15 protein-coding genes and 1 riboswitch are annotated in these 19,164 nt (G+C 73.1%); of the genes, 11 read left to right on the forward strand and 4 right to left on the reverse strand.

Annotated elements, in window-relative coordinates; genetic code table 11:
• The 7 genes from AB4Z02_RS04465 (at nt 1) to AB4Z02_RS04495 (ending at nt 5,971) form a co-directional block, all read left to right on the forward strand.
• Entirely contained in the window at nt 1–1,191 is a 1,191-nt protein-coding gene (locus AB4Z02_RS04465; RefSeq protein WP_082590964.1) for a CapA family protein, read from the forward strand.
• A gap of 99 nt (nt 1,192–1,290) precedes the next feature.
• The gene (locus AB4Z02_RS04470; protein ID WP_441969617.1) at nt 1,291–2,448 is read left to right on the forward strand and encodes a CE1758 family FMN-dependent luciferase-like monooxygenase; all 1,158 of its coding nucleotides are present in this window, start codon (nt 1,291–1,293) and stop codon (nt 2,446–2,448) included.
• Complete coding sequence (locus AB4Z02_RS04475; RefSeq protein ID WP_056885029.1) at nt 2,445–3,095, forward strand: FMN reductase; 651 nt, start codon at nt 2,445–2,447, stop codon at nt 3,093–3,095. The genes AB4Z02_RS04470 and AB4Z02_RS04475 overlap by 4 nt, the downstream gene beginning before the upstream one ends.
• 67 nt (nt 3,096–3,162) lie before the next feature.
• Nucleotides 3,163–3,696 (forward strand): flavodoxin family protein, encoded by a 534-nt coding sequence (locus AB4Z02_RS04480; RefSeq protein WP_056885028.1) that lies wholly within the window; start codon nt 3,163–3,165, stop codon nt 3,694–3,696.
• A gap of 53 nt (nt 3,697–3,749) precedes the next feature.
• Nucleotides 3,750–4,517 (forward strand): SDR family NAD(P)-dependent oxidoreductase, encoded by a 768-nt coding sequence (locus AB4Z02_RS04485; RefSeq protein WP_441969619.1) that lies wholly within the window; start codon nt 3,750–3,752, stop codon nt 4,515–4,517.
• 34 nt (nt 4,518–4,551) lie between these two features.
• Nucleotides 4,552–4,980 carry an OsmC family protein gene (locus AB4Z02_RS04490; protein WP_056885026.1) on the forward strand — a complete coding sequence of 143 codons (429 nt, stop codon included), beginning with the start codon at nt 4,552–4,554 and terminating at the stop codon, nt 4,978–4,980.
• A gap of 7 nt (nt 4,981–4,987) precedes the next feature.
• Entirely contained in the window at nt 4,988–5,971 is a 984-nt protein-coding gene (locus tag AB4Z02_RS04495; RefSeq protein WP_056885025.1) for a CorA family divalent cation transporter, read from the forward strand.
• Here the strand turns inward: AB4Z02_RS04495 and AB4Z02_RS04500 are convergent.
• The 3 genes from AB4Z02_RS04500 to AB4Z02_RS04510 all read right to left on the reverse strand — a co-directional run bounded on the left by AB4Z02_RS04500 (nt 5,956) and on the right by AB4Z02_RS04510 (nt 9,691).
• Nucleotides 5,956–6,153: a hypothetical protein gene (locus tag AB4Z02_RS04500; RefSeq protein WP_056885024.1), complete on the reverse strand. Its 198-nt coding sequence runs from the start codon at nt 6,151–6,153 to the stop codon at nt 5,956–5,958. The two genes, AB4Z02_RS04495 and AB4Z02_RS04500, sit on opposite strands and share 16 nt — an antisense overlap.
• 83 nt (nt 6,154–6,236) lie before the next feature.
• Complete coding sequence (locus tag AB4Z02_RS04505; RefSeq protein ID WP_056885023.1) at nt 6,237–7,292, reverse strand: ribonucleotide-diphosphate reductase subunit beta; 1,056 nt, start codon at nt 7,290–7,292, stop codon at nt 6,237–6,239.
• Nucleotides 7,289–9,691 (reverse strand): ribonucleoside-diphosphate reductase subunit alpha, encoded by a 2,403-nt coding sequence (locus AB4Z02_RS04510; protein ID WP_056885022.1) that lies wholly within the window; start codon nt 9,689–9,691, stop codon nt 7,289–7,291. The genes AB4Z02_RS04505 and AB4Z02_RS04510 overlap by 4 nt, the downstream gene beginning before the upstream one ends.
• Before the next feature lie 126 nt (nt 9,692–9,817).
• A riboswitch (cobalamin riboswitch) is annotated at nt 9,818–10,057 on the reverse strand.
• Between the two features lie 190 nt (nt 10,058–10,247).
• Between AB4Z02_RS04510 and AB4Z02_RS04515 the strand changes: the two genes are divergently transcribed.
• The 3 genes from AB4Z02_RS04515 (at nt 10,248) to AB4Z02_RS04525 (ending at nt 15,059) form a co-directional block, all read left to right on the forward strand.
• Nucleotides 10,248–10,802, forward strand: a complete 555-nt coding sequence (locus tag AB4Z02_RS04515; RefSeq protein WP_056885021.1) for a hypothetical protein — start codon at nt 10,248–10,250, stop codon at nt 10,800–10,802.
• Nucleotides 10,803–10,921: 119 nt separating this feature from the next.
• Nucleotides 10,922–13,570: a cation-translocating P-type ATPase gene (locus AB4Z02_RS04520; protein ID WP_441969624.1), complete on the forward strand. Its 2,649-nt coding sequence runs from the start codon at nt 10,922–10,924 to the stop codon at nt 13,568–13,570.
• A 118-nt stretch (nt 13,571–13,688) separates the two neighbouring features.
• Entirely contained in the window at nt 13,689–15,059 is a 1,371-nt protein-coding gene (locus tag AB4Z02_RS04525; protein WP_056885019.1) for an MBL fold metallo-hydrolase RNA specificity domain-containing protein, read from the forward strand.
• A gap of 48 nt (nt 15,060–15,107) precedes the next feature.
• Here AB4Z02_RS04525 and AB4Z02_RS04530 read toward each other — a convergent pair whose 3' ends face one another.
• Nucleotides 15,108–16,124, reverse strand: coding sequence for a universal stress protein (locus AB4Z02_RS04530; RefSeq protein ID WP_082590963.1), 1,017 nt, complete (start codon nt 16,122–16,124; stop codon nt 15,108–15,110).
• Nucleotides 16,125–16,381: 257 nt separating this feature from the next.
• On the opposite strand from AB4Z02_RS04530, the gene ppdK reads away from it, so the two are divergent.
• The gene (gene ppdK, locus AB4Z02_RS04535; RefSeq protein ID WP_441969627.1) at nt 16,382–19,150 is read left to right on the forward strand and encodes a pyruvate, phosphate dikinase; all 2,769 of its coding nucleotides are present in this window, start codon (nt 16,382–16,384) and stop codon (nt 19,148–19,150) included.
• Nucleotides 19,151–19,164: the final 14 nt, after the last annotated feature.

A 19,164-nucleotide genomic window follows, 5' to 3' on the forward strand; every position in this document is an offset into this window, starting at 1 on the left:
ATGCGCGCTCTCGCCCCCCTCGCCGCGGCCGGCCTCGTGGTCGCCCTCACCGCCGCCTGCTCCGGCAGCGCCGCGGCCCCCGCTGCTTCGACGTCGACCGGCTCGCGGACGACCTCCGGCAGCTCGGCGAGCGCGTCCCCCTCCTCCTCGGCGACCACCGCGGGTGGCTCGTCCACCGGCTCCGCCACCGCTCCGGCCTCCCCGAGCGCCACGACGACCCTGCCCTCCGACCCCGACGTGCTCACCATGGCGTTCGCCGGTGACGTGCACTTCGAGGACTACCTCGCGCCACTCGCGCGGGACCCCCAGGGACTGGCCGAGCTGCGGTCCACGCTGGGCGCTGCCGACCTGTCCGTCGTCAACCTCGAGACCGCGATCACCGAGCGGGGCACCAAGATCGGCAAGGAGTTCCACTTCCGCGCACCCGCCTCGGCCCTGGTGACCGTCCAGAACGCCGGCGTCGACGCCGTGAGCATGGCCAACAACCACGGGGTCGACTACGGCCCGGTCGGGCTGCAGGACACCCTGGCCGCCAAGAAGAGCAGCCCGATCCCCGTCGTCGGGATCGGGGCCGACGAGGCAGAGGCCTATGCGCCGGCCGTCCTGTCGGCAAAGGGCCTGAAGGTGGCGGTGTTCGGCGCCTCCGAGGTGTTCGAGATGACGCTGGCGCGGTACTCCGCCGGGCCGGGCAAGGGCGGCATCGCCAGCGCCGCGCCGGTCACCCGCCTGCGCCAGGCCGTCGCCGCCGCCCACCGCAAGTACGACGTCGTCGTCGTCGTCCTCCACTGGGGCCTGGACTACCAGAAGTGCCCGGACAACCTCTCGGCGGAGACGGCCCAGGCCCTCGCCGAGGCCGGCGCCGACGTGATCGTCGGCGGGCACTCCCACCGCGTGAACGGTGCCGGGTGGCTCGGGCGCTCGTACGTCGCGTACGGCCTGGGCAACTTCGTCTGGTGGCGCAGCCACGAGCCCGACTCCCGCTCGGGTGTCCTCACCCTCTCCCTCGACGTACGGCGCGCCAAGGCCCGCGCGGACGACGGGCACAGCCTGGTGCGCAAGGCCGGCTGGACGCCGATGCTCATCGGCGCTGACGGCATACCCCGCCGGCCGGGGACCGCGGACACCGCCCGGCTCATGGGGCTGTGGAATCAGGCGAACGCCTGCACCGGGCTGGAGTCGTCACCCAGCTGAGCGCCTGACTGAGCGCCTCGCCGGCGGTGGAATGAACGTGACAGCCGCCGGGTTGATGTAGTTGAATTCGCAACTACCAATCAAGGAGCGCGAGGACAGATGCAGTTCGGGATCTTCACCGTCGGGGACGTCACCACCGACCCGACCACCGGCACCACCCCCACCGAGCACGAGCGCATCAAGGCCACGGTCGCCATCGCGAAGAAGGCCGAGGAGGTCGGGCTCGACGTCTTCGCCACCGGCGAGCACCACAACCCGCCGTTCGCCGCCCCGGCCAACCCGCCCGTGCTGCTGGCCTCGGTCGCGGCCCAGACCGAGCGCATCATCCTCTCGACGTCCACCACCCTCATCACCACCAACGACCCGGTGCGCCTCGCGGAGGACTACGCCTACCTCCAGCACCTCGCCGACGGCCGCGTCGACCTGATGATGGGTCGCGGCAACACCGGCCCGGTCTACCCGTGGTTCGGCAAGGACATCCGCGACGGCATCGGGCTGGCCGTGGAGAACTACGCGCTGCTGCGCCGCCTGTGGACCGAGGAGAACGTCACCTGGTCCGGGAAGCACCGCACGCCGCTGCAGGGGTTCACCTCGACACCGCGCCCGCTCGACGGTGTCGCGCCCTTCGTCTGGCACGGGTCGATCCGCAGCCCCGAGATCGCCGAGCAGGCCGCCTACTACGGCGACGGCTTCTTCCACAACAACATCTTCTGGCCGATGAGCCACACCAAGCAGATGGTGGCGCTGTACCGTCGCCGGTTCGAGCACTACGGCCACGGCTCCGCCGACCAGGCCATCGTCGGCCTCGGCGGCCAGGTGTTCATGCGGGCCAACAGCCAGGACGCAGTCCGCGAGTTCCGGCCCTACTTCGACAACGCCCCCGTCTACGGGCACGGGCCGTCGCTGGAGGACTTCAGCCGGGAGACGCCGCTCACCGTGGGGTCGCCGCAGCAGGTCATCGAGCGGTATGCCGCGATGGCCGACCACGTCGGCGACTACCAGCGCCAGCTGTTCCTCATCGACCACGCCGGGCTCCCGCTGAAGACGGTGCTCGAGCAGCTCGACATCCTCGGTGGCGAGGTCGTGCCCGAGCTGCGGAAGATCGCCGCCGCCCGCAAGCCCGCCCACGTCCCCGACGCCCCCACCCACGCCAGCCGCCTCGCCGCGACCCGCAGCGTCAGTGCAGGCGTCGGGGCCGGCGCAACCGCAGCCGCCGCCACGTCCCCCACCCGGCAGACCGAGGAGGTCGCCCGATGAGCACGTCCACGAGCACCACCCGTACGCCGCGCCGCCTCGTGGTCGTCCAGGCCGGGGTCGGGCAGCCGTCCTCCACGCGCCTGCTGGCCGAGCGCCTCGCGACCGCCACCGGGGACGCCCTGCTCGAGCGCGGCGAGGAGTCGGTGGTGGAGTACGTCGACCTGCGCCTGCACGTCCACGAGCTCGCCAACGCCATGCTCACCGGGTTCGCCTCCGGCGCCCTGGCCGAGGCGGTCGAGGCCGTGCGCGGCGCCGACGCCCTGATCGCGGCCACCCCGGTCTACCAGGCGTCCTACAGCGGCCTGTTCAAGAGCTTCGTCGACATCCTCGACGCGGACGCCCTCAGGGGCACCCCCGTGCTGCTCGCGGCGACGGCCGGCACCGCCCGGCACTCCCTGGTGCTGGAGCACGCGATGCGCCCGCTGTTCGCCCACCTCAAGGCCGTCACCGTGCCCACCGCGGTGTTCGCGGCGTCGGAGGACTGGGGTTCGGGTGGTCTCGACCACGGTCTCGCTGCCCGGGTGGACGTCGCTGCGGGCGAGCTGGCCGACCTCGTCAGCGGGGCAGGCTCCGCCCGCCGGGCCCCGGCTCGCCTCGACGGCGAGCTCGCCGACCCGGTGCCGTTCGAGCAGCTGCTGGCCGGCTGACGCGACCGCCCACGCCGGGGGACGTTCGACCCGGGTCCCCCGGCGTGGCCACGCGCAGCATGGACGCATGGGCACAGCACTGGTCGTCTACGAGTCCATGTACGGGAACACCGGACGTGTCGCCCAGGCCATCGCCGAGGGGCTGCGCGACCACGTCGACGCGATCGTCTGCGAGGTGGGTGTCGCCCCTGACACGCTTCCGGACGTCGAGCTGCTCGTCGTCGGCGGGCCGACCCACGCCTTCGGCATGTCGCGCGCCAGCACCCGTGAGGACGCCGCCCGCAGCGCTGCCCGGCCGGTGGTCTCCGGTCGCCGGGGCATCCGGGAGTGGACCGAGGCCTTGAGCGCGCCGACGACCCAGGTGGCGCTGGCGACGTTCGACACCAAGGTCGCCCGGCCGAGGCTGCCGGGGTCCGCGGCCCACGCCGTCGCCCGGCGGCTGCGCCGGCTGGGTGTGCGGCAGGTCTGCCCACCGGAGACGTTCCACGTGCAGGGCCGTGAGGGCCCGCTGTCGGACGGTGAGCTCGAGCGGGCCAGGGCGTGGGGCCAGAGCGTGGCCCGTCAGTGGCGGCGGCACGGCTCCAGCGAGCTCGCAGGCTGACCGCGGCACCTCTCCACCTCCCGTCCGGCACACGGACCCCATACATTGGCTCCATGGGTGCACTGGAGCGCTTCTCCCTGACCGGCAAGGTCGCCGTCGTCACCGGCGGGACGCGCGGCCTGGGTGCCGGGTTCGCCGCCGCGCTCGGGGACGCAGGTGCAGCGGTCATGCTCGTCGGACGTGACGAGGGTGCAGCTGATGGCGTGCTGAAGTCGTTGCGGGACAGCGACATCCGGGCTGAGTTCGTCGCAGCCGACGTCACGTCCCGCGCCGACGTGGAGCGCGTGCTGGCGACGACGCTCGACCGCTTCGACCGCGTCGACGTCCTGGTCAACAACGCCGGGGCCTGCGTCCACGCACCCGCGCTCGACGTCACCCCCGAGGACTGGCGTGCCGTCATGGACGTCAACCTCGACGCGGTCTGGACCTGCTCGCAGACGTTCGGACGTCACTTCGTCGAGCAGCGCGCGGGCACCATCGTCAACATCGGCTCGATGTCCGGCATCATCGTCAACCGCCCCCAGTGGCAGCCGGCCTACAACGCCTCCAAGGCCGCGGTCCACCACCTGACCCGGAGCCTCGCGGCGGAGTGGACACCGTACGGCGTGCGCGTGAACGCGCTGGCCCCCGGCTACATCAAGACCGACATGTCCCCCGTCGACGACCCCGCGTTCCGTCGGCACTGGATCGAGGACGCGCCCATGCAGCGCTACGGCACGGTCGAGGAGCTGGCCCCGGCCGTCGTCTTCCTCGCCAGCGACGCCTCCTCGTTCGTCACCGGCTCCGTGCTCGTCGCCGACGGCGGCTACACGGCGTTCTGAGATCACCCGGCACCACCGACCCGCAGGAGAAGACATGGCCACGACGCGTACCGCCTCCGCCCACTGGGAGGGCTCCCTCATGGACGGCTCCGGGGAGGTGACCCTCGAGTCCTCGGGCATCGGCACCTACGCCGTCTCCTGGCCCTCGCGCGCCGAGGAGGCGAACGGCAAGACCAGTCCGGAGGAGCTCATCGCCGCGGCCCACTCCACCTGCTTCTCCATGGCCCTCTCCCACGGGCTCGCGCAGGCCGGCACGCCGCCCACCACCATCGACACCACCGCGAACGTGACGTTCCAGCCGGGCACCGGCATCACCGGGATCGCCCTGTCCGTCACGGGATCGGTGCCCGGCATCACCGCCGAGCAGTTCGAGGAGGCCGCCCAGGCAGCCAAGGCCGGCTGCCCGGTGAGCCAGGCCCTCGCGGCGGTGCCCATCACCCTGGAGACGAGCTTCACCGGGTAGGTGCGGGGTGCAGGCCTGGCTGGTGACCGCCGGGGCGCTCGAGGAGCACCCGTCCTCGGACATCCCTGCGCTGCTCGAGCGCACCGACGGGTTCGTGTGGGTCGATGCACCCGACTTCGACGACGAGGTGGAGCACGTGCTCACCGAGCACCTCCACGCGCACCCGCTGGTGCTCCGGGCCTGCCGGGAGCGCAACTTCGTCCCCACCGTGCACGCCTACGAGGAGCACGTGTTCGTCATCGTGCACACGCCGCTGCCCGGTGAGGGCGGTCACGTGCACATGCTCGAGCTCGACCAGCTCGTCGGCACGCGCTACCTCGTGACCGTCCACGGGCCGCGGAACCCGGCGGTGTCGGCAGCCGACGCGACGGCGCAGACGGACGCGGTACGCGAGCGCCTGCTGGCGGGTCGGCTGCGCCCCACTACCCCCGGCGAGCTGTCCTACGCCATCGGGTCGGCGGTCGCGCGCCGGCAGAGCGAGGTCGTCCGCTCGGTCGCCCAACGCCTGCCGGCCCTCGAGATGCGTGTCATGGGTTCGGACTTCCACCAGCCGGAGGCGCTGCTCGAGGAGCTGTTCCTGCTGCGCCACGAGCTGCTCATCTCGCGGACGCAGGCCGGGCAGGCGCACGACGTCTTCGGCCGGCTCGCCTCCCTGGAGCGCTTCTCCTCCGAGGAGTCCCGACGCCACGCCCGTGACCTCAGCGAGCAGTTCGACCGCGTACGCAGCATGGCCGACGACGAGAGCGGGTTCCTGTTCGGGGTGATCGAGCTCTACCAGACCCGGGTCACGACCAAGATGACCGTGGCGATGGAGCGGCTCGCGGTGATCGCGGCCATCACGCTGCCCGTCACCGCCATCGCCTCGGTCTACGGGATGAACGTCATCGTCAACGCGCAGACCCACTGGGTCCAGCTCGCCGTGGTGCTGGCCGTGATGACCTCGATCAGCCTGTGGCTGCTGCGGTGGGCCCGCCGTCAGGGCTGGTGGTGACGACCGCCGCGCAGCCCGCTGACCGCCAGGTAGAGCCCCACCACGGCGACGACCGGTCCGACGACCGCCCACAGGGTCACGCCGCTCATGACGCTCCCGCCCAGGACGCCGATGCCCTGCAGGAGCCAGACGACCCCGACGAGGACGAGGAAGGCCCCGAAGGCAACGCGCACCGGCTTCATCGGTCGAGCGTAACCCCGCTGGCCGGGGCACCACCGCTGTCGGTGGTGCCCCGGCCCGCAGACGTCTCGGCGGCCCTCCCCCGTCAGAAGTCCTCGTCGAACCCGACGGCCCCGCTCACCCCCACCTGGTAGGCGGAGACCCGGCGCTCGAAGAAGTTGGACAGCTCCTGCACGTCCTGCAGCTCCATGAACGCCAGCGGGTTGGTCGCGCCGTACTCGGGCTCGAGGCCCAGCTGCTCGAGCCTGCGGTCAGCAACGCTCTCGAGATAGGTGCGCATGTCGGCCGTCGAGAGCCCCGCCACTCCCCCGCCCAGCAGGTCCTCGGCGAACTGCGCCTCGGCGTCGACAGCCGCCCGCACCATCGCCCGCACCTGACCGGCGAGGTCGTCGTCGAACAGGTCGGGCTCCTCCTCGCGGACCGTCTGCACCACGTCGAACGCGAACGCCATGTGCATCGACTCGTCGCGGAACACCCAGTTGGTCCCGCTGGCCAGGCCGTTGAGCAGCCCCCGCGACCGCAGGAAGTAGACGTAGGCGAAGGCGCCGTAGAAGAACAGCCCTTCGATGCACGCCGCGAAGCAGATGACGTTGAGCAGGAACGCCCTCCGGTGCTCGCGGGTCTCGAGCCGGTCGAGCTCGAAGACCGAGTCAATCCACTCGAAGCAGAAGTCGGCCTTGGCCTTGATCGACGGGATGTTGTCGACCGCCGCGAACGCCGCGTGCCGCTCCTTCTCGTCGGGCACGTAGGTGTCGAGGAGGGTGAGGTAGAACTGCACGTGCACCGCCTCCTCGAACAGCTGCCGGCTGAGGTAGAGGCGTCCCTCGGGCGAGTTCACGTGCTGGTAGAGGTTGAGCACGAGGTTGTTGGCGACGATGGTGTCACCAGTCGCGAAGAACGCCACGAGCCGGCTGACGAGGTGGCGCTCCGCCGCGGTCAGCCGCTGCAGGTCCTTGAGGTCGCTGTGCAGGTCGACCTCCTCGACGGTCCAGGTGTTCTTGATGGCATCGCGGTAGCGCTCGTAGAAGTGCGGGTAGCGCATCGGCCGCAGGGTGAGGTTCATCCCCGGGTCGAGCAGCATCCTCCTGTCCGTGGCGACCGCGTCCGCGGTGGTGTGGGTGGTGTCGGTCGTGGTGCTCATTCGCAGGCCTCGCAGGTCTCGGGGTTCTCCAGGGAGCAGGCGACGGCCTCCTGGTCGGTGGGCTTGACGGCGACCGAGACGGTCGCCTGCTGGATGCGGGTCGCCGGTCGCGACCGCAGGTAGTAGGTCGTCTTGAGGCCGGCCTTCCACGCGTAGAGGTACATCGAGCTGAGCTTGCCGATCGTCGGCGCGGCCAGGAACAGGTTGAGCGACTGGCTCTGGTCGATGAACGGCTGCCTCGCGGCGGCCAGGTCGATGAGCGCCCGCTGCGGCAGCTCCCAGGCCGTCCGGAACAGGTGCCGCACGTCGGCCGGGATCGCGGAGATGCCCTGCACCGACCCCTCGCTGCGCTTGATGGCCTCGCGCACCTCGGGGGTCCACAGGTCCCGGGCCTTGAGCTCTCGCACGAGGGCCGTGTTGACCTGGAGGAACTCGCCGGAGAGCGTCTCGCGCTTGAACAGGTTGGACACCTGCGGCTCGATGCACTCGTAGACACCGGCGATGGACGCGATGGTCGCCGTCGGTGCGATGGCGACGAGCAGCGAGTTGCGGAGTCCATTGTCCTGTACCGCTGCTCGCAGCGCCGCCCAGCGCTCGGCCTGGGTCGGGGTGACACTCCACAGGTCCGGCTGCAGGTCGCCGCGTGCTGCGCGGGTCTGCTCGTACGCCGGGTGGGGACCGTGCTCGGAGGCCAGCTCTGCCGACCGCTCCAGGGCCGAGAGGTAGACCTCCTCGGCGACCCGGGTGGACAGCTCCCGCGCCTCGTCCGAGTCAAACGGCAGGCGCAGGGCGAAGAAGACGTCCTGAAGGCCCATGACGCCGAGCCCGACCGGGCGCCACCGCGGGTTGGAGGCCCCGGACTCCTCGCTCGGGTAGTAGTTGATGTCGATGACGCGGTCGAGGTAGGTCACCGCGGTGCGCACGGTCTCCCGGAGCCGCTCCCAGTCCACGCCGTTACGGGGCGCGGTGAGGTGCTGCGCCAGGTTGACCGAGCCGAGGTTGCAGACCGCGGTCTCGGTGTCCGAGGAGACCTCGATGATCTCCGTGCACAGGTTGGACAGGTGCACTACGGGCGCGCCGGGACCCTGCTCGTCGCTGGTCTGGTTGCAGGTGCGGTTGCTGGCGTCCTTGAACGTCATCCAGCCGTTCCCGGTCTGGGCCAGCGTGCGCATCATCTTCCCGTAGAGCTCGCGGGCGCTGACGGTGCGCACGACGCGGCCGTCGCGCTCCGCGGCCGCATACGCCTTCTCGAAGGCCGGCCCCCACAGGTCTGGCAGCTCGGGCACCTGGTCGGGGTCCACGAGGCTCCACTGCTCGTCGGCCTCGACCCGGCGCATGAACTCGTCGGGGACCCAGTTCGCGATGTTGAGGTTGTGGGTCCGCCGGGCGTCCTCACCGGTGTTGTCGCGCAGCTCGAGGAACTCCTCGATGTCGGGGTGCCACGGCTCGAGGTAGACGCAGGCCGCACCCTTGCGGCGTCCGCCCTGGTTGACCGCCGACACCGACGAGTCGAGGGTGCGCAGCCACGGGACGATGCCGTTGGAGTGGCCGTTCGTGCCCCGAATCAGGGCACCGCGCGAGCGCACCCGCGACCACGAGATGCCGATGCCCCCAGCGAACTTCGACAGCCTTGCAACCTGGGTGTAGCGGTCGTAGATCGACTCGAGCTGGTCGCGCGGCGAGTCCACGAGGTAGCAGGACGACATCTGCGTGTGGCGGGTGCCGGAGTTGAACAGGGTCGGCGAGCTCGGCAGGTAGGCCAAGGACGCCATGAGGCGGTAGAACGCGATGGCCTCCTGCGGCGTGCTGGCCAGGCCGCATGCCACACGGAGCAGGAAGTACTGCGGCGTCTCGATGACGCTCCGCGTCTCGGGGTGCCGCAGCAGATAGCGGTCGTAGACGGTGCGCAGCCCGAAGTACTCGAACCGCCGGTCGTGCGCCACGTCGACAGCGTGGTCGAGCTTGCGGGCGTTGGCCTCGACGAAGGCCGCGGTGTCGTCGCCGATGAGGCCTTCGAGGTGCCCGAGCCGGACGGCTTGGCTGAACGACGCGATCTGCTGGCCGCGCACCTCCTTGTCGATGTAGTTGGACAGCAGCCGGGCGGCCAGCCTGGAGTACTGCGGCTCGGTGGCGGTCATCTCGGCGGCGGTCTGGATCGAGAGCCGGTCGAGCTCGGCCGTGGTGGCGCCGTCGTAGAGCCCGCTGATGGTGCGGGTGGCGATCACCGTCGGGTCGACCTCGTCGAGGTCGTCGCACCAGCGCTCGACGGCGCGGACGATCTTCATCACGTCGACGGGCTCGCTGTCGCCGTTGCGCTTGCGCACCGCCATCGTCGTGCGGCGTGCGGTGGGTGGGGTCGGTTCTGTGGTCGAGTCCTCGACCACGGGCGCCTGGGTCATCCTGCTCTCTCCTCGCGAGCGGTTCGGTGCCGCGGACGCCGGAGGGGACGACGGGGCGACCACGTCGCAGGGACGTCGGACCGCCAAGCCGTGTGACCCACCCGCGAGGCCACGACTCACCGCGCACGGCGTGCGCGGTCGCTGGCAGGTCTTCGGACTCACGGACCCTCCGAGGCCGTCCCGGGCTCTCGCTCGAGGCGTCCACGGCACCTACTGGCCGTCGCTTCCCACACGCCGGGGCGCGCAGTGCTGTGTGACGGCGGTCGTTTCCGCATACCGCTGCGGGGCAGTCCCGGACTCGCACCGGGTTCCCTCTTGCCCCGGACCCCGTTGCGCGGGGTCCGGACCAGCAGGCACACCATATGCGGGAACGCGGCCGGGGTGCGGCACCACATGTGGGGTCAGCGTGTCGCAGCCGGCCGCTCGCCCTTCCGTGGTCTCGCACACCGCGGGGGTGCTCCCAAGGGACCTAGGTCTCTGCCTTCGGCGCCGCGCCGGGGTGACAGTGGACTCGGGACGAGCGACCCGGCCGCCCCGTCACGTGAGGAGCTCGGTGATGTCGGACCAGACGCGGCGGCTGGTGCCGTACCGGCTCGCTGACGGGAGCCACTGGCGGGTCCGGACGGACGTGGTGGGCCGTCACCGCGCACCCGGGGCGCTGCCCGTCGCCGTCGGCGACCTCGCCGGGGCCGGCGACCACCTGCAGCGACGGCCGGCGGGGAGCCGTCCGCCACGCGTTGCCGTCGTCACGGACGAGGCCCAGCTGGGCGACGAGGCGGTCAGCGTGCTGCGCGGCACGCCGGCGCGCTCACCCGACCTGCGCCAGCAGACGGAGATGCGGATCCGGCACTGCTCCTCCCCCGCCGCCAGCGTCCGGGACTACGTGGACCTCACCAGGCACTGCTCAGCACGGAGCCTCGCCGCGGCCGTGGACGCCCTCGCCGACGACCCCGGCTGTGACGCCGTGGTGATCGCCCTGGGCACGACGTCGGCCGACCGGGCGCGGACGCTGGCCCGGGCCGTCGCCCGCGTCTGCCGCGACCACCCCGACACCACGGTGGTCCTGGTGTCACCGACCGGCATCGACCCCTCGAGCCCCCCGGGCGCATGAGCACTCCGGCCGCCCTCGCCCTGGGCGCCGGGCGGACGGCCCACCCCCCCACCTCCACCGGACCCGCAGTGGTGGGCGTCGACGCCCACCATGGGTTCCTGCGGCAGCGGGGCTGACCCGTGCCCACCCGCGCCGCATCGGCGGACCCGGCAGCGGCACCGGGCATGCCCGGGCTCGACAGCGCCGAGGTGGCCCGGCTGCGGGCAGTCCACGGCCCCAACGCCATCCCCGAAGCCCGGCCGCCGTCAGTCGGCGTGCGGGTCCTGCGTTCTCTGCGCGACCCCCTGGTGCTCGTGCTGCTCGCCGCCCTGGTCCTCACCCTCGTCACGACTGACCTCACCGACGCAGCCGTGATCGCGCTGGTGGTGGTCGTCAACACCACGCTCGCGGTCCGTCAGGAGGTCAACGCCGACCGGGCGGTTCGGGCCTTGTCCTCGCTCGTGACGCCGTCGGCGACGGTGACCCGCGACGGGCGCGAGCAGACGGTGTCGGTCCGCGACCTCGTGCCGGGCGACCTCGTCCACCTCCGCCAGGGCGACCTCGTGCCCGCCGACGCGGTGCTCGTGGCGGGCACCGGCGTCACGGTCGGCGAGTCGATGCTGACCGGTGAGTCGGAGCCGGTCGGGAAGGCGCCTGCGCCCCCAACCGGCCCGCGGACGACGCCTGACGCGCAGCTCGACGCCACGGTCGATCCCTCGGTCGAGGCGGCGGCGCTGGAGGCCGCCACGCTCTACGCCGGGACCGCGGTGGTCCGCGGACGCGGCACGGCCCGGGTCACGGCCACGGGTTCCGCCAGTGCCACCGGTCGCATCGCGGCCCTGATGGTGGGGACGCAGCAGCGCCGCACCCCGTTGCAGCTGCGGATGAGCCGGCTCTCCGGCCACCTCGCCGTCGCGGCCGTCGTGCTGTGCTCCCTGGTCTTCGCACTCGGGCTGTTGCGCGGCGAGCCCGTCGAGCGGATGCTCCTCACCGGGGTCAGCCTCATCGTCGCGGCCGTGCCCGAGTCGCTGCCGCTGGTGGTGACCCTGAGCATGGCCCTGGCAGCACGACGCATGGCCTCGCGACACGCGGTGGTGCGCAACCTCGCGGCCGTCGAGACGCTGGGCTCGGTCACGCTGCTGGCGACGGACAAGACCGGCACCCTGACCGAAGGGTTGATGGCGGTCTCGTCGACCTGGCAGCCCGAGGGCGCCTCGCCGGAGTCCCTCATGCGAGCAGTGGTGCTGTGCAACGACGTCGGTGACGGGGTCGACGGCGGGCTGCGCCACGACCCCACCGAGTCGGCGCTCCTCGACACGGCCGGCGCCGCGGGGGTCGACACCGTGGGGTTGCGGGCGGCGCACCGGCGGCTGGCCGAGGTCCCCTTCGACAGCCGCACGAAGCGGATGACCACCTGGCATGCCGTACCGCAGGAGTCGCCGTGGGCGTCGGACGCACCGGACCCGCAAGCCACCGGTACCGACCCGCTCGCCACCGGCACCTCGGTGCAGGGCCCCGGGAGCGGGGTGCTGGTCGTCTCGAAGGGGGCGCCCGAGGTCATGCTCCGTCCCGACGTGCTCGACGACCCGCCCGAGCTGGTGGCCGAGGCGCTGGAGCAGGCGAGCACCCTGGCCGCCGCCGGCGAACGCGTGCTGGCCGTCGCCATCGGCCGCGTCGGCGCCCTACCCGCACTCGCCGCTGACGTGCCCCGGCTGCACCTGACCGGCCTGGTGGCCCTGCGGGACCTGCCGCGCGCTGCCGCCGCCGAGGCCGTGGCCGCCTGCCAGCGCGCCGGCATCGAGGTCGGACTCGTCACGGGCGACCACCCCGCGACGGCGTGGGCCGTGGCTCGCGCGGTCAACATCCCCGTCGGGTCGGGACCCGTTGCGCTGCACCAGGTGCCCGAACCACAGACACCGGCAGGGGCACCGGGCGTCGCGGAGGTCAGCCGCCACCGCGTCATCGCACGGGCCACCCCCGCCGACAAGCTCGAGCTCATCTCCGCGTGGCAGCACGCCGGCCACGTGGTGGCGATGCTGGGCGACGGCGTCAACGACGCCCCGGCGCTGCACCGCGCCGACATCGGCGTGGCCATGGGCCGCCGCGGCACCGAGGTGGCGCGAGAGGCGGCCGACGTCATCCTCACCGACGACAACCTCGGCACGGTCGTCGCCGCGGTCGAGGAGGGGCGTCGCGTCTACGCCAACATCCGCCGCTTCCTGCTCTACGGCATCTCCGGCGGCGCGGCGGAGATCCTGCTCATGCTGGCCGGGCCGCTGGTGGGGGTGCCGCTGCCCCTGCTGCCGGCGCAGATCCTGTGGGTCAACCTCGTGACGCACTCGTTCGCCGGAGCCGCACTCGGCGCCGAGGCGCTGGAGGACGGCGCCATGACCCGCGGCCCCCGTCCGCCGCGCCAGAACGCTCTCGACGGCCTGTGGTGGCGGCTGGGGCTGCTCGCCGCGGTCGTGGCCTCCGCGGCGCTCGCCGGGGCCGTCGTGGCCGGCGACCACTTCGGGCCCTCCACCGCCCTGCTCGCCCTGGGTGTCGGCCAGCTCTGTGTCGCCCTGGCCCTGCGGTCCCGGACGGCACGTCACCTCGGGCGGCAGCGGCTGGTCCTCCCGGGCGCCCTCGCAGCAGCCGGCCTGCTCCTCGTCGCCGCGGTGACGGTGCCACCCCTCGCCCAGCTCCTCGGTGCGCACCTTCCCCCGCTCTCGTCCTGGGCATGGGCAGCGGGCAGCGGGCTGGCCGCATACGTCGCCGCGCGCCTGGTGCGTCCCTCGAGCCTCTGAGCCCGCGCACTGCCGGCGGGACCTAGGCCCCTGTCCGGTCCACGTCGCGACCGGGACCGTGGGGCCAGCGAAGGGAGCCCACCATGGGAGCTGGGGAAGCGGACGGCGGGAACCACCGATGAGCACCGTGCTGACGTTCCTCGGGGCGGCGGGCACGGTCACCGGGAGCCGGACCCTGGTGGAGCACTCCGGCCGGCGCACCCTCGTGGACTGCGGCCTCTACCAAGGCGAACGGCAGTGGCGTCGCCTCAACTGGGAGCCCTTCCCGGTCGGCGCCCACACCATCGACGAGGTGGTGCTCACCCACACCCACCTCGACCACTGCGGCTACCTGCCTGCGTTGGTACGACAGGGATTCGACGGACCCGTCCGGTGCACGAGCGGAACGGCCGACCTCGCGCCGATCGTCCTGCGTGACAGCGCGCACCTGCTCGAGGAGGAGGCGTCGTACGCGCGCACGAGCGGCTACTCCAAGCACCACCCACCGATGCCGCTCTACACCGGTGGCGACGTGGAGCGGGCCGTGCGGCTCTTCCACGAGACCGCGTACGCCGCCCCGGTCCCCCTGGGCGGCCAGGGCACCCTCGTGCTGGTGCGCGCCGGCCACGTCCTCGGCTCGGCCAACGCCCACCTCACGACGGCGGACACCACGGTGCTGTTCTCGGGCGACCTCGGCCGGCCCGCCCACCCGGTCCTGCTGCCCCGGGAGACACCGCCGGCGGCGCGGGCGGTCGTGGTGGAGTCGACGTACGGCGACCGCAGCCACCCACCGCCGGACCCCGGCCACGACGAGCTGGCCCAGGCCATCACGCGCACCATCGCGCGCGGCGGCTCGGTCGTCATCCCCGCGTTCGCCGTCGACCGCACCGAGCTCGTGCTGCACGCCCTGAGCGAGCTCTGGCGCAGCCGCCGGATCCCCGACGTGCCCGTGTACGTCGACAGCCCGATGGCCCTCGCGGTCCTCGAGGTGTACCGCGACTCCCGGCACCGCGAGGAGCTGCGCCCCGGCCTCGGGACCGAGCTCGTCAGCCTGCCGGGGCTGCGGACGCTGCCGACGGCGGAGGAGTCGACGCGCATCAACCGGCCCCACGAGCCGAGCATCATCGTGTCCTCCTCCGGCATGGCCTCCGGCGGGCGCGTGGTGCACCACCTGAGGGCGTTGCTGCCCGACCGGCGCAACACGGTCGTGCTGACGGGGTACCAGGCGGTCGGCACCCGCGGGCGGGCGCTGGCCGAGGGCGCCCGGGAGGTGAAGATCGCAGGGTCGTACGTCCGGGTGCGCGCCGAGATCGTGCAGGACGAGGGGTTCTCGGTGCACGCCGACGCCGAGGAGCTGCTGGAGTGGCTGCTCGGGCTGCCGGAGGAGCCCGAGACCGTGTTCGTCACCCACGGCGAACCGGAGGCCGCCCACGCCCTGGCCGACCAGGTGCGCGAGCGCACCGGCGCCACCGTCGTGGTGCCCCGGCTCGGCGAGCGCGTCCTGCTCTGACCCCTACCGGGCCGACCCCTACCGGGCGGACCCCTAGCTGGCGGACCCCTAGCGGGCGCCGCTGGTGGTGGGCTCGACCACGGTGTCGGTCGCGGCCCGGCCCTGCTGGGCCGTGGCGGACGTCATGTGGCGGGGCACCACGAGGACGTCACAGGGCATGGCGTCCAGGACGCCTCGGGCCACCGAGCCGGCGATGAGCCCGGCCAGGCGCCCCTCCCCCCGGGTGCCCACGACGAGCAGGTCACGAGGACCGCTGTGGGACAGCAGCGCCGGCACCGGGTCGTCGAGGTCGACCACGACCCGTGCGAGCGAGTGGTCGGGGTCCCGCTGCGCCAGCAGCAGGTCGGCGTGGCGGTCCCAGATCACGGACGCCTCGACGTGCAGCTCGGCCTCCGCCCGCCCGACGGAGTGCACGACGGTCAGCGGCCAGCCGCGGGTCTGCGCCTGGGCGACGGCGACACCGAGCACCGCGTCCGCCGAGGGTGAGGAGTCGACCCCCACGACGACGACCGGGTGGCGACGCGCCAGGGCAGCAGCCTTCGCGGCGTTGGGCTTCACGTGCTGCCCGCCCGCGCCCGCGGAGCCCGTCGGCTCCGCCTGCGGACCGGTCGGCCCCGCCACCATGACCGGGCACCCGAGCCTGCGAGCCAGCGCCTCGCTCGGCGAACCCATCGTGAAGATCCCGACGCCCCGCGCGCCATGGCGCCCCAGCACGAGCACCGACGCCCGTTGCGCCAGGGGCTCGAGCGCGGGCGAGGCGGCGGTGGTGGCGGTGACGGTGCGCGCCGGGACGTCCGTGGTGCGCAGCCGCTCCAGGGCGCGGGCACCGGCCGACCGCACCTCCTCGGCCACCTCGCGCGCCGACCCGGCCCAGTCGCGTGGGCCGTGGGCACCGCGCCCCATACCCTCCTCCAGCGTCACGACGACGAGCTCCTGCCCGCGCCAGCGGGCCTCACGGGCGGCGACGTCCACCGCCTCCAGCGACTCCCACGAACCGTCGCAACCCACGACGACACACCCTTCGGCCTGCGGCTCGGTACGGCGAGGAGCTTCGTTGTCGACCATGGCAGCCTCCGGGTGGGCGTAGGGGCGGGTGGGGGGATGTGCATGCCGCACCCTCAGCGTGGTGTGGGGCCCGGGGAGCCCACAGGGCCATAGGTCCCCTGCGAGGCTCACACCCTCCGCGGGGCCGCCGGGGACCTTCGGCACTGTCCCGTCCTGCCGGGGCGCGTGATCGTCGGCGGTAGGGAGCGCGAGGGATCGCCGGCTCCCGGTGGCGGTCGTGCCTGCGGCCGCCGCGATGCGACGACGGGAGACTCGCCATGACCGCACTGACCACCGCGACCTCGACCCCGCTGGTCGTCTCCTTCGCCGACGGCGACGGGACGATGGCGGAGGTCCTCGGGGGCAAGGGTGCCGGGCTGGCGCAGATGACCCGGCTGGGGCTGCCCGTGCCTGCCGGGTTCACGGTGACGACCGCAGCCTGCCGCGAGTACCTGCGCGAGGGTCACGAGCCTGCCGCCCTGGCCGGGGAGCTGGCTGCGGCACTGGCCCGGCTGGAGCGGACCGCAGGGCGGGCCCTCGGCGACCCGGTGGACCCGCTGCTCGTGTCGGTGCGCTCGGGGGCGAGGTTCTCCATGCCGGGGATGATGGAGACGATCCTCGACGTCGGGCTCACCGACGAGGTCGTGGCGACCGTGGCCGCCCGCCAGGGGGCGCGCTTCGCCTGGGACTCCTACCGGCGCCTCGTGCAGATGTACGGGCGGACGGTGCTGGGGGTCGACGCCGCCCTGTTCGAGGAGCGGCTGGCCCGGGCCAGGGCGGACGCGGGGGTGGCGACCGACCAGGAGCTCTCGGCGGGCGTCCTCGAGGAGGTGACGGGCGACTTCCGGCGGCTGCTGCGCGACAACGCCGGCGAGGACCTGCCCCAGGACCCACGGGACCAGCTGCACCGTGCGGTGCTGGCCGTGTTCGCGTCGTGGACCGGCGACCGCGCGCGCCGCTACCGGGCGCACGAGGGGATCGCCGAGGACCTGGGCACCGCCGTCAACATCGTGCAGATGGTGTTCGGCAACCGCGGCCGGCGCTCCGGGAGCGGCGTCTGCTTCACCCGCAACCCGGCCACCGGTGACCCGGAGCCCTACGGCGACTACCTCGTCGACGCGCAGGGTGAGGACGTCGTCAACGGCAGCCGCCGGACGATGGACCTCGGCGAGCTCGGTGTCCGCGAACCCGCGGTGCACCGCGAGCTGCTCGGCCACCTGGCCACCCTGGAGGGGCACTACCGGGACCTGTGCGACGTGGAGTTCACCGTCGAGGAGGGGCGGCTGTGGATCCTGCAGACCCGGGTGGGCAAGCGGAGCCCGGCGGCGGCGTTCCGCATCGCGTGCGACCTCGTGGACGAGGGTGTCATCGACCTCGACGAGGCGCTGTGCCGGGTGGAGGGGCACCAGCTGGCGTCGCTGCTGCACCCGGGGTTCGTGACGGGCGCCGGAGAGGGGCCGGCGGCTGGCGAAGGCGAGCAGCCGGTCGCGCGTGGGCTGGCGGCCAGCCCCGGGGCGGCCACCGGTCGGGCCGTCTTCGACGCCGCTACTGCGATGGAGTGGGCGGGGCGCGGTGAACGCGTCGTGCTCGTGCGCCCCGAGACGAGCCCGGACGACCTCGGCGGCCTCCTGGCCTCGGCAGCCGTCGTCACCGCCCGCGGTGGGCTGACGTCGCATGCTGCCGTCGTGGCGCGAGGGCTCGGCCGGACCTGCGTCACCGGCGTCGAGGGCCTCGAGGTCGACGAGTCCGCACGCAGGGCAACGCTTCCCGGGGGCGGAGTCCTCAACGAGGGAGACTCGCTGTCCGTCGACGGCTCGACCGGTGAGGTGTTCCTCGGCGCGCGCGAGGTCGTCCCCAGCGCATGTGCCGTGGCCATCCGCAGCTGGTCCACCAGCCGCGGCCAGGACGGCGCGCCGTACCTCTCGCACCCGGACGCCACCGTGCGCTCCGTCGGCCGGCTGCTCGCCCACGCCGACCTGCGCCGCACCGCCGGGGTGCGCGCCAACGCCGAGACGCCGACCGACGCCCGCGCCGCGAGGGAGTACGGCGCGCAGGGCATCGGGCTCGCCCGGACCGAGCACATGCTGCTCGGCGACCGGCGCACCCTCGTGGAGCAGGTCGTCACCGGCCACGAGCGCGCTGCGGCGCTGGCGCGGATCGAGGAGCTGGCCAGGCTGGAGCTGGAGCAGGTGCTCGAGGAGATGGACGGGCTGCCGACCGTCATCCGGCTGCTCGACCCGCCACTGCACGAGTTCCTTCCCGACCTGGTCGAACTCGAGGTGCGCACGGCGGTAGCCAGGGCCGTCGGCTCCCCGGACACCGAGGCGGAGCGGCGTCTCGCCATGGTGCGCCGCTGGCACGAGCAGAATCCGATGCTCGGCCTGCGTGGCGTGCGCCTGCTCGCCGCCGTGCCGGAGCTCGTGACCGCCCAGGTGCGCGCGCTGGCCGAGGCCACGGTGTCGCTGCGGAACCGGGGCCGGGACCCGCGCCCCGAGGTGATGGTGCCGCTGGTGGCCGACGCCCGCGAGCTCACCGCCGCACTCGTGCGCATCCGCGCCGAGGTGGACGACGTCGCCACCACCGAGGGCGTGGAGCTGCGCATCCCGCTCGGCGTGATGATCGAGCTCCCGCGGGCAGCCCTCACCTCCGGGCGGCTCGCGGAGGAGGTCGAGTTCTTCTCGTTCGGCACCAACGACCTGACGCAGACCACCTGGGGCATGTCGCGCGACGACGCCGAGACGAGCTTCCTCGCCGCCTACCGCGAGTCCGGGACGCTGACGACCGACCCGTTCTCGACGCTCGACGACGTCGGGGTCGGCCGACTCATCCGCCTGTCGGTGCAGGAGGGCCGACTCGCCCGGCCGACGCTGGGGCTCGGTGTGTGCGGCGAGCACGCCGGTGACCCCGAGTCGATCCACCGCTTGCTGGCGGCCGGCGTCGACTACCTCTCCTGCTCGCCGCCGCGGGTGCCCGTGGCTCGGCTCGAGGCCGGTCGGTATGCCGTCCTGACGTCGGACGGCGGGGCCAGGGGATCGGACACCCGCTGAGGGCGTTCGCGCAG

Origin of the sequence: Pedococcus sp. 2YAF34, assembly GCF_052114585.1 — a bacterium.
Lineage (GTDB): Bacteria > Actinomycetota > Actinomycetes > Actinomycetales > Dermatophilaceae > Pedococcus.